Source organism: Caldicoprobacter sp. (genome assembly GCF_047459465.1).
Taxonomy (GTDB): domain Bacteria; phylum Bacillota; class Clostridia; order Caldicoprobacterales; family Caldicoprobacteraceae; genus Caldicoprobacter.
The window spans coordinates 1-9,339 of record NZ_VSCO01000069.1; the positions used below are offsets into that span (position 1 = coordinate 1).

The 9,339-nt window shown below is 45.3% G+C and carries 10 protein-coding genes and 3 tRNA genes; 8 read left to right on the forward strand and 5 right to left on the reverse strand.

Annotated features, from left to right (window positions below):
- Both FWJ59_RS05805 and FWJ59_RS05810 read right to left on the reverse strand, forming a co-directional pair.
- Nucleotides 1–1,428, reverse strand: a 1,428-nt coding sequence (locus tag FWJ59_RS05805; RefSeq protein ID WP_414481031.1) for a phosphoenolpyruvate carboxykinase (GTP), incomplete at its 3' end; no start/stop codon positions are given.
- Between the two features lie 360 nt (nucleotides 1,429–1,788).
- Complete coding sequence (locus FWJ59_RS05810) at nucleotides 1,789–2,646, reverse strand: polysaccharide deacetylase family protein (protein ID WP_414481032.1); 858 nt, start codon at nucleotides 2,644–2,646, stop codon at nucleotides 1,789–1,791.
- Nucleotides 2,647–2,952: 306 nt separating this feature from the next.
- Between FWJ59_RS05810 and FWJ59_RS05815 the strand changes: the two genes are divergently transcribed.
- The 6 genes from FWJ59_RS05815 to FWJ59_RS05840 all read left to right on the forward strand — a co-directional run bounded on the left by FWJ59_RS05815 (nucleotide 2,953) and on the right by FWJ59_RS05840 (nucleotide 5,742).
- Entirely contained in the window at nucleotides 2,953–3,474 is a 522-nt protein-coding gene (locus FWJ59_RS05815; RefSeq protein ID WP_414481033.1) for a transcription repressor NadR, read from the forward strand.
- Between the two features lie 150 nt (nucleotides 3,475–3,624).
- Nucleotides 3,625–4,899, forward strand: coding sequence for a serine--tRNA ligase (gene serS, locus FWJ59_RS05820; RefSeq protein ID WP_414481034.1), 1,275 nt, complete (start codon nucleotides 3,625–3,627; stop codon nucleotides 4,897–4,899).
- Nucleotides 4,900–5,020: 121 nt separating this feature from the next.
- Nucleotides 5,021–5,109: transfer RNA gene (locus FWJ59_RS05825), tRNA-Ser, on the forward strand.
- A 10-nt stretch (nucleotides 5,110–5,119) separates the two neighbouring features.
- Nucleotides 5,120–5,213 (forward strand) — tRNA-Ser (locus FWJ59_RS05830).
- Nucleotides 5,214–5,338: 125 nt separating this feature from the next.
- Nucleotides 5,339–5,497, forward strand: a complete 159-nt coding sequence (locus FWJ59_RS05835) for a hypothetical protein (RefSeq protein ID WP_414481035.1) — start codon at nucleotides 5,339–5,341, stop codon at nucleotides 5,495–5,497.
- A 168-nt stretch (nucleotides 5,498–5,665) separates the two neighbouring features.
- Nucleotides 5,666–5,742: transfer RNA gene (locus FWJ59_RS05840), tRNA-Arg, on the forward strand.
- Between the two features lie 300 nt (nucleotides 5,743–6,042).
- On the opposite strand, the gene FWJ59_RS05845 is transcribed toward FWJ59_RS05840, so the two are convergent.
- The 3 genes from FWJ59_RS05845 to FWJ59_RS05855 all read right to left on the reverse strand — a co-directional run bounded on the left by FWJ59_RS05845 (nucleotide 6,043) and on the right by FWJ59_RS05855 (nucleotide 6,882).
- Nucleotides 6,043–6,222: a restriction endonuclease gene (locus FWJ59_RS05845; protein WP_414481040.1), complete on the reverse strand. Its 180-nt coding sequence runs from the start codon at nucleotides 6,220–6,222 to the stop codon at nucleotides 6,043–6,045.
- Nucleotides 6,223–6,414: 192 nt separating this feature from the next.
- Nucleotides 6,415–6,663 carry a spore coat protein gene (locus FWJ59_RS05850; RefSeq protein ID WP_414481036.1) on the reverse strand — a complete coding sequence of 83 codons (249 nt, stop codon included), beginning with the start codon at nucleotides 6,661–6,663 and terminating at the stop codon, nucleotides 6,415–6,417.
- A gap of 15 nt (nucleotides 6,664–6,678) precedes the next feature.
- Nucleotides 6,679–6,882, reverse strand: coding sequence for a hypothetical protein (locus FWJ59_RS05855; protein ID WP_414481037.1), 204 nt, complete (start codon nucleotides 6,880–6,882; stop codon nucleotides 6,679–6,681).
- 136 nt (nucleotides 6,883–7,018) lie between these two features.
- On the opposite strand from FWJ59_RS05855, the gene FWJ59_RS05860 reads away from it, so the two are divergent.
- Nucleotides 7,019–8,317, forward strand: a complete 1,299-nt coding sequence (locus FWJ59_RS05860) for a serpin family protein (RefSeq protein WP_414481038.1) — start codon at nucleotides 7,019–7,021, stop codon at nucleotides 8,315–8,317.
- 312 nt (nucleotides 8,318–8,629) lie between these two features.
- A partial coding sequence (locus tag FWJ59_RS05865) for a glycoside hydrolase family 3 protein (RefSeq protein WP_414481039.1) occupies nucleotides 8,630–9,339 on the forward strand: 710 nt, incomplete at its 3' end.

Below are 9,339 nucleotides of genomic sequence, written 5' to 3' on the forward strand. Positions count from 1 at the left end.
CTTGCCGATGTTGATCCAGTGCTGGAAGTAATCGCATATATGGTATCCGCAGAAAGGACGCATAGCAAATGGATCGCGGCGCACTTTGCCGATTTGATCGGATATGATAGCTGCCGTGATTTCAGAGCCCATTATCGAACCCAGGAATACACCATGATTCCAGTCAAAGCTTTCATATACCAGCGGTACCGTGGTGGACCTGCGGCCGCCAAACAATATAGCCGATATGGGTACTCCGTTGGGGTCTTCCCACTCGGGCGCAATGGACGGGCATTGGCTGGCAGGTGCCGTGAAGCGAGCGTTGGGATGTGCGGCTGGCGTGTCAGAACCTGGATACCAGTCATTGCCCTTCCAGTCAATCAGATGTCCAGGAGCATCATACCCGATGCCTTCCCACCATACATCGCCGTCGTCAGTCAAGGCGGCATTGGTAAATATGGTGTTCTTGGCGATGGTCAGCATAGCATTGGGGTTGGAGTGCATGGATGTACCAGGAGCTACGCCGAAAAATCCTGCTTCGGGATTTATAGCGTATAGCCTGCCATCTTTGCCAAACTTCATCCAAGCGATATCGTCGCCTATGGTTTCCACTTTCCAACCAGGAAGGGTGGGAACCATCATGGCCAAGTTGGTTTTGCCACAGGCGCTTGGGAAAGCAGCTGCTACGTATTTGCGTTCACCTTTGGGATTGGTTATGGCCAGGATAAGCATGTGCTCGGCCAGCCAACCCTCATCGCGGGCCATTACCGAAGCTATGCGGAGGGCAAAGCACTTTTTGCCCAGCAAGGCATTGCCGCCATAACCAGAACCATAGGACCAGATGGTTCTTTCCTCGGGGAAATGGCTGATGTATTTCTTTTCCATGGGTGCACACGGCCATGTAGTATCCTTTTGGCCTTCGGCAAGGGGCGCACCTACCGAATGCAAGCATGGTACAAACTCGCCATCTTCTCCCAGTACATCAAGCACTTTTTTGCCCATGCGGGTCATTATGCGCATATTAACCACAACATAAGGGCTATCGGTGAGCTGAACCCCTATCTTGGAGATAGGAGATCCAATGGGCCCCATGGAGAAGGGGATGACGTACATCGTCCTGCCCCTCATGCAGCCATCATAGAGCTCGGTCATGGTTTTTTTAAGCTCTTCTGGATCTATCCAGTTGTTGGTTGGACCAGCGTCATCTTTGCTCCTGGAGGCGATAAAAGTTCTGTCTTCAACGCGGGCAACATCCGATGGATGGCTCCTGAACAGATAACATCCTGGTCTCTTTTGAGGGTTTAAAGGAGTTGCCATCCCGGAAGCCACCATTTCGTTAAGTAAACGCTGGTATTCCTCTTCTGACCCGTCGCACCAATAGATCCGATCAGGCTTGCACAACTTGGCCATTTGATCTACCCATTCTAACAGTTTCTTATGTCTAGTCATTCCTGTAACCCCTTTCTATTATTGCAATTTATGATTAATAAATTAAGAGGGAGAATGTTGCCCTCTCTATATTTTCCTAGTTTTTAATAAGCCATATGGCAACTAAAACTATCCAAAAAACTTACCCAGTATAATAGTAATACAAACTCAAAAAAAAAGCAAGATTTTTAAGAGTTCTTGCAAGAATTTTATATAAAAATTTCAACCCCACACCTTCAATATTGAACAGGGCAATATGTAACCTAGTACAGCCAAATATGCAAATAAATGTATAACCCGTATATTTAGCGATCTAGCCGTAGTTTTGTTGTGAATATGAAATATATTAGTAGCTAACTTGCGGGTGTCGCATGAAGTTTGTTAAAAATTTATCATTTCCTGGATGGTTACAAATTCATATCCCTCTTTTTTGAGGGCGGAAATTATAAGCGGGAGGGCTTCTATAGTCCCGCTCCGGTTGTCGTGTCCGCCAGCACAGTGCATCAATATAATAGCTCCGGGATGGACATTGCTGAGCACGCATTGCACGATTTCCTGTGGATTAGTGGTATACCAGTCCATGGAATCTACTGACCAGATAATTGCTTTATAGCCCAGCCCTTTGAGAGCTTCCATTTGCTGGGGAGTGATCAAGCCGTAGGGAGGGCGGAATACCTTGGTAGTTATCCCCATTTCCTGGAGTTTTGCCTGGGTTTTTTCTACCTCGCTTATCAATTCCGCAGCGGATACTGAGGTGGGCCTTATGTGGCTCCAGCTGTGGTTGGCAATTTCGTGTCCATTTTTGATGGCTCGATAGATTACTTCTCGGTGCTTGTCTATATTTTGACCGATCACAAAAAATGTAGCGGGAATATTGTAGTATTCGAGTATATCCAGCACCTTTACGGTGGTATGGGAATCGGGCCCGTCATCGAAAGTCAAGGCGATCTTTTTATTATAAGTGGGTAAGCTGCTAAAGAAGCTTTTGGGATATAGCTGGCACAATTTGGCTGCCTCGTTTCTGAAGTTTTTTAGGCGTGTGCGGATATTTTCATCCATGTCTATAGGTGGTTCGGTTATAGGAGCGGAAGCGGTATATGCCAAAGGAGATTGCTTGTCGGATTTTATTTCTATCAGTTCCACGGGATTTGAAGGGGCTGTGATGTTCCCCATGTTTTGTATCAGTATAAAAAAGATGAAAAGGTAGATTAGCATGGACATCTTATGTAGCGATTTCACCGGCGATCGCCCCCATTGGCTTTTTATGTCGAAGTAATATTATTGTGTTCTAAGCCTTGCTGCGTTATTCTCTAGTCGGCCCAGGGCCTGCCTTTTACTGGGAGTTAAACTGTAAAATTAACTTGAGCGTGAAATTTTAACTATTTGAAATTTCAAATGGGATTAAGTATCCTTAATATGGTAAAGAACATTAAAGTGGATTGGCGCTTTACAAGAAACTGTGAATTTTTCACAAAAGTTCGCAAAAAAATGGTATAATTATGTATGCAGGTGAAAGGCTTAATTGCCAATAGGGGGTAAAGGAGTATGTCAGCGGATGAAAGGCGACAGGAGATTTTGAGGATCATAAGGGAAAGCAGCCGTCCTGTGACAGGTGCCTATCTGGCCGGAGTGTTGGGAGTGAGCAGACAGGTTATAGTTCAGGATATAGCCATATTGAGAGCGGCGGGTGAAGAAATAATAGCTACTCCTCAAGGGTATATGATCCCTAAAAATTTGTATCCCCGGCGCTACCGACGCGTTATAGCCTGCAAGCACTGTGAAGATGGCATTGAGGATGAACTGATGACCATAGTGGACTTGGGAGGGACCGTTTTGGATGTAAGCGTGGAGCATGGCGTGTACGGAGAGTTCAAGGCACGGCTTATGATAAAGTCACCCAGCGATGTCCGTGCCTTCATGGAAGCCATGAAAAGGGAAAATGCTGAACCCCTGTGTTCGCTGACAGATGGGGTGCATTTGCATACAATTGAGGCCGATGACCCTGCAGTGCTGGACAGGATTGAAGCGGCTTTGAGAGAGAAAGGATATCTCTTGAGCCAGGAATAATCTCTAAAGGATATTTTGGGCTTTTCCAAAGGTTGCATAGCGCTTAAAATGTAGTATAATTAATATAATATGAATTGGATAGGCTCTACCTGGAAAGCCGCTTAATGAGGAACAGGTTAGGTTGAGCCAATTTTACAGGAGGTGTTATTGTTGCTGGACCCCAAATTTATAAGGAGCAATCCCGAGCTGGTGAGGCAAAAGCTGGCTACCAAAAAGGAAAATGTAGATTTAGACAGGTTTTTGGAGCTGGACGAGAAGCGGAGGGCTTACATAGCTGAGGTTGAGAAGTTGAAAAACAGGAGAAATGTGGTAAGCGATGAGATTGCCAGGTTAAAGAAGGAGAAAAAGGACGTTTCCGAAATCATAAATGAGATGAAGAAGGTTTCGGATACCATAAAGGAATATGACGCTAAAATCAGGGAAATAGAGGAACAGCTGGAGCAGGTGCTGCTTACCATCCCCAACATTCCTCACGATTCAGTGCCGGTGGGCGATTCTGAAGAGCAAAATGTAGAGGTAAGGCGTTGGGGGCAGCCGAGGGAATTTGACTTTGAACCAAAGTCCCACTGGGATATCGGAGAGGAGCTCAACATACTCGACTTTAAGACCGCGGCAAAGGTGACGGGGTCCCGCTTCGCTTTTTATCGTGGCATGGGTGCCCGCCTGGAAAGGGCTTTGATAAATTTCATGCTGGATGTCCATACAACGCAGCATGGATATGTAGAGGTGTTTCCGCCCTTTATGGTCCACAGAAGAAGCATGATAGGGACGGGTCAACTGCCAAAATTCGAAGAAGACGCCTTTAAAGTAGTGGATACCGATTACTTCCTTATTCCGACGGCGGAAGTGCCGGTTACCAACATGCACAGGGATGAGATTTTGGATGGCAACATGTTACCGCTTAAATATGTGGCTTATAGCGCGTGCTTTAGAGCTGAAGCGGGAGCTGCGGGCAGGGACACCCGTGGTTTGATACGACAGCATCAGTTTAACAAAGTTGAGTTGGTCAAGTTCGTAAGGCCGGAAACCTCGTACGACGAGCTTGAAAAGCTGGTAGCCGATGCTGAAAGAATACTGCAGCTTCTGGGCTTGCCTTATCGGGTGGTTCTCATGTGCACTGCCGATCTGGGCTTTACGGCTGCTAAGAAATACGACCTTGAGGTGTGGATGCCCAGCTATAACAGATACGTAGAGGTATCGTCTTGCAGCAACTTTGAAGACTATCAGGCACGGAGAGCTAATATAAAATACCGGATGAGCCCTAAAGACAAAGCCGAGTATGTGCATACTTTAAATGGATCGGGTTTAGCTATAGGGCGCACGTTGGCGGCTATTTTGGAAAACTATCAGCAGAAAGACGGGTCGGTGATCATTCCCGAGAAGCTGGTTCCATACATGGGTGGCGTTGAAAGGATCACCAAGTGATCTTTTCAACGCCCTTTTATGAGGAGCGTTCAGCATTTTCAAGATGATTGAAGCAAAAGCCGATTAAAGCGGGAAAAATCGTGATTGACATACCACGCCTATTTCTGTTATACTAACTAGCGGAGAGATGTCCGAGTGGTTTAAGGAGCTGGTCTTGAAAACCAGTGACGCCGAAAGGCGCCGTGGGTTCGAATCCCACTCTCTCCGCCACAGTCGATGAGGAGAAGTACCCAAGTAGGCCGAAGGGGCGCCCCTGCTAAGGGCGTAGGTCGGGTAAAACCGGCGCGAGGGTTCAAATCCCTCCTTCTCCGCCAAAGGAAGAGGGTGTAGCTTTTAAGCTGCACCCTCTTCCTTTATTTTCTATTTTTTATGTTGCGTGAATATTTTTGGTTTAATTAGGGACAATATATAAAAAATTGGCAAATAGGAGGTAGTACGTATGCCTGGTAAAGTGAAATGCGTTGTATGCGGCTATCCAACCGATGAAGATTTAGTGGCGCAGTGCCCCGGTTGCAACAACTATGTATGCGATGAGTGTGCCGACATTTATGATGGTTATTGTCAGAACTGCTTTGACAGGGCGAGGGAGGAGTATTGAACTTATTTAAAAGGACCTTCTTACCAAAAAAGAAGGTCCTTTTGTTTTTTCTTTTTAGCCTTGTAATTGATGTTAACGAAGTGGCTTGCAATTAACGTTAACGGAGTCGATATCAATTTAAGGTTGACATATTAAGACAAATGATTTAAAATAAACTTACGTTGAGATGTGCCCGTAGCTCAGCTGGATAGAGTGTCTGACTACGAATCAGAAGGTCGGGGGTTCGAGTCCCTCCGGGCACGCCAGAAAGCCAGGGGTTTTAAGCCCCTGGCTTTTTATTTTCTATCATTCTGTTGACACTTTGTTGACAGTTGAACTTTTGCGCATCAAAAGACTCCGAGCTTTTCTGCATTTTCATCGTCATAATGGGATATTTCTTTCTTTTTGGCTCTAGAAGGCTTAACAACGCGGGACGCAGGATTATCGGGTATAGGTTTTAGTTTCCTAAGACCAAGACGTATATGACCCAAGGTATGAACATTATGTTGTGGCTCACCAGAATTGTCTATATAGGTATATATACGTTGAACATTCCCCCATTTAATTTATATCTTTTTTTGTTTTAACGTATTTCTTAACGTATTTCTATCAAATACAATGACATTGTTGAGCTTCGCAAGTTCTGACGCTGCTTCAGTCAAATGACTATTTGTAAAAATAATGGCTATGTCGGCATTATAATAGGCTTTTGAGGCTACTTCTGCTGAACCGCATTTATCCCAGATGCTGCTTTTATACCTTCAGTTCCGGTGCAAAATAGCTTATTGTTTGCGGAAGCATTGGGGCGCTGGGCCTCACGGGCGCCATGGTTTGGGGTTAGCACTTGAAGAGCTGCTTGTAAGCACATGGGCCCAGCTTTTTTAATCTGTCAAATTAAATTTAGGGAGGGTTTTAACCCTCCCCTTCTATATATGTGGTTAGCTCATCATAAATTGAGAGCGTATTTCTTGTATGTCAGCAGGATTGGCCTGTTTTGCCGGTTGATAATACCCTTTTTGTTTAGCTACGTTGAAAAGGTCATACTGGAAGGTTTCGCAGTTGTTTCTAAGCTGCTGGATTACCTGCCTGAACTGAGGATTTTCGGCCTCGGCGATTACATTGGCATAGGTGGTTATGCTGCTTTTCAGCATGGACAGCACGTCGTTGACCATGTCTTTATCTCTCATGAGAAAATCCCTCCTTTAGCCCAATAGTGACAGTAACTGCTGTTTGGCTCTTTGAGCGTCCTGTGCAGATTTCTGAAACATTTGCCTGATTTGAGGGTCATCAGCCTGCTGAGCATACATTTGCAACTTTTGGTATGCCGTTTCATGAGCACCTATTAGGTGTCTCAAGTTTTGGAGCTCCAGTTGATTAAGCTGTGCCACACACAACACTCCCTTCATGAATTTGCTAATCATAGTATCTTCAACTTAATTGTTAATTATTCGTCATTTGGGAAGGGGTAAAATTTTGAAACTTTTTAATTCCTATCCCCGTCTATTAGAGTGAACAAAAAAACGAGACAGGGAGGGAAGGAAAGTGAAAATTTTTACCAGATTTTTTGTATGCATGTTGTTGGTTGCAGTGATGCTGATGACCGTTTCCTGTAGTGCAGTTGGTAAATACCTTGGTGATTCTGGTTTATTCGGTGGAGCTTCCATCGGGGCTTCACAGCTGCCTCCTCCTGCTAAAGAGGTGGATGAACGTCTGGTGCAAGCCAACACTAGATTTGCATTTAAATTGTTCAAACAGCTCATTGAACAACAGCCCCATGAAAACGTTTTTATTTCCCCTACAAGCATTGCTATGGCGCTGGCAATGACTTATAACGGAGCCGATGGAGAAACAAAGGAGGCTATGGCTAAGGCTTTGGAAGTGCAGGGGATTGATATCGAGGACTTCAACAAGGCTTATGCCGACCTAAAGACCATTCTTCAAAATCCAGACCCAGCCGTACAAGTGGTCATAGCTAATTCGCTGTGGGCACGCAAGGGGATGTCTTTCTATGATGATTTTCTAAATACAAATAAGAAATTTTACGGTGCTGAGATACAGAAATTGGATTTTAATTCGCCGGATGCTTCCAAAATCATAAATAACTGGGTGAGAAAGCAAACCAAAGATAAGATCGATAAGATTGTGGGAGACGTCATACCTCCAGAAACCATAATGTACCTCATAAATGCGCTGTACTTTAAAGGGAACTGGACGAATGAGTTTGACCCCAAACTTACCAGGGAGGAGGCCTTTTTCCTGAGCGATGGTACCCAAAAGGCGCATCCAATAATGTTTCAGGGTGGGAAAAAGTATCCCTATTACAAGGGGGAAAACTTCCAGGCCGTAAGCCTTCCGTATGGTAATGGCCGTGTCAGCATGGTAGTATTTTTGCCCGACGAAGGCGTTGACCTGATGGAGTTTTGCAGCAGCATAACTCTCGAAAAGTGGCAAGAATGGATGAACTCGCTCTCTGAAACCCAGGGTGATGTTGGTCTGCCCAAATTTAAATTGGAGTATGAAGTAGAGCTTAAAGAGGCACTGAAGGCCTTGGGGATGGAGGTGGCGTTTGATCCTGGAAAGGCTAATTTCGGGAAGATGCACCCAATTGCGCCGGGCGCTAATGTATATTTGAGCAGCGTAAAGCATAAGACCTTTGTCGAGACCAATGAACAAGGCACTGAAGCGTCCGGAGTAACTGCGGTAGAAGTGACTTTAACCTCTTTACCCCTTGATAATTTTAACATGATAGTGAATCGCCCATTCTTCTTCGTAATACGCGATAACGAGACGGGGACATTGCTGTTCATGGGTGCCATCGTCGATCCAGTATATGAAAAATAAAGTGTGACGGTAGGTTTGTGTTTGTAAGACCCCCTATGGGATAATTGGTTGTCATGGAAACGATATGGTTGATGGTTCTATTGGAGATGCCCTGCTTTAGAAAAGCGGTTTATAACTATGAAGCAGGGCTCTTTTTTTATTCTAAAGTGATTGTAGTTTTCAAAAAAGAAATTAAAATTAGACAGAGCGGATACTAAATATGATAAAATATCTTTGGAATTTAAACTGAGGGTTCCTGTTTATCTATGCCTGTAAATTTCGGGAATTGCAATATCGGATTATATTATGTCTTGTGATGAGGAGGGTTTGAAGATGAGCGGTGATGCAAAACAAAACGGAAACGGCGCTGTACCCATCTACCTGGATCCAGATCAACCTTTGGAAAAAAGGGTGGATGACCTGGTATCGCGCCTGACTCTGGAGGAAAAGATCTCGCAGATGGTATATGCTTCATCAGCCATACCGCGCCTGGGCATTCCAGAGTATAACTGGTGGAATGAATGCCTTCACGGCGTGGCCAGAGCGGGAATTGCTACCGTATTTCCGCAAGCCATAGGGATGGCTGCCTCGTTTAACGATAAGCTTCTGTATAAAGTTGCCTGTGCCATTTCCGATGAGGCACGGGCCAAGCACCATGAGTTTGTACGCCAGGGCGATAGGGGCATTTACAAAGGGCTGACATTTTGGTCGCCCAATGTAAACATATTTCGTGATCCCAGGTGGGGAAGAGGCCAGGAGACTTATGGAGAGGACCCTTATCTGACCGGTCGAATGGGCGTAGCATTTATAAAGGGGTTACAGGGAGATCATCCCAAGTATTTGAAGGTGGTGGCAACGCCCAAACATTATGCTGTACATAGCGGGCCCGAACCCCTGCGCCATTCTTTTGATGCGAGGGTAAGCCAGAAGGATTTAAGGGAGACCTATTTGCCCGCTTTTAAGGAATGCATAAAGGAAGGCAAAGCCGAATCCATAATGGGAGCCTATAACCGCACGAATGGCGAGCCGTGCTGTGCCAGCCC

What these genes read in the sequence shown, in the direction of transcription:
- FWJ59_RS05815 (WP_414481033.1), top strand. Translation starts at nt 2,953, where the DNA reads ATGTCAGCGGATGAAAGGCGACAGGAGATTTTGAGGATCATAAGGGAA.
- FWJ59_RS05835 (WP_414481035.1), top strand. Translation starts at nt 5,339, where the DNA reads ATGCCTGGTAAAGTGAAATGCGTTGTATGCGGCTATCCAACCGATGAA.
- FWJ59_RS05850 (WP_414481036.1), bottom strand. Translation starts at nt 6,663, where the DNA reads ATGAGAGATAAAGACATGGTCAACGACGTGCTGTCCATGCTGAAAAGC.
- FWJ59_RS05855 (WP_414481037.1), bottom strand. Translation starts at nt 6,882, where the DNA reads ATGAAGGGAGTGTTGTGTGTGGCACAGCTTAATCAACTGGAGCTCCAA.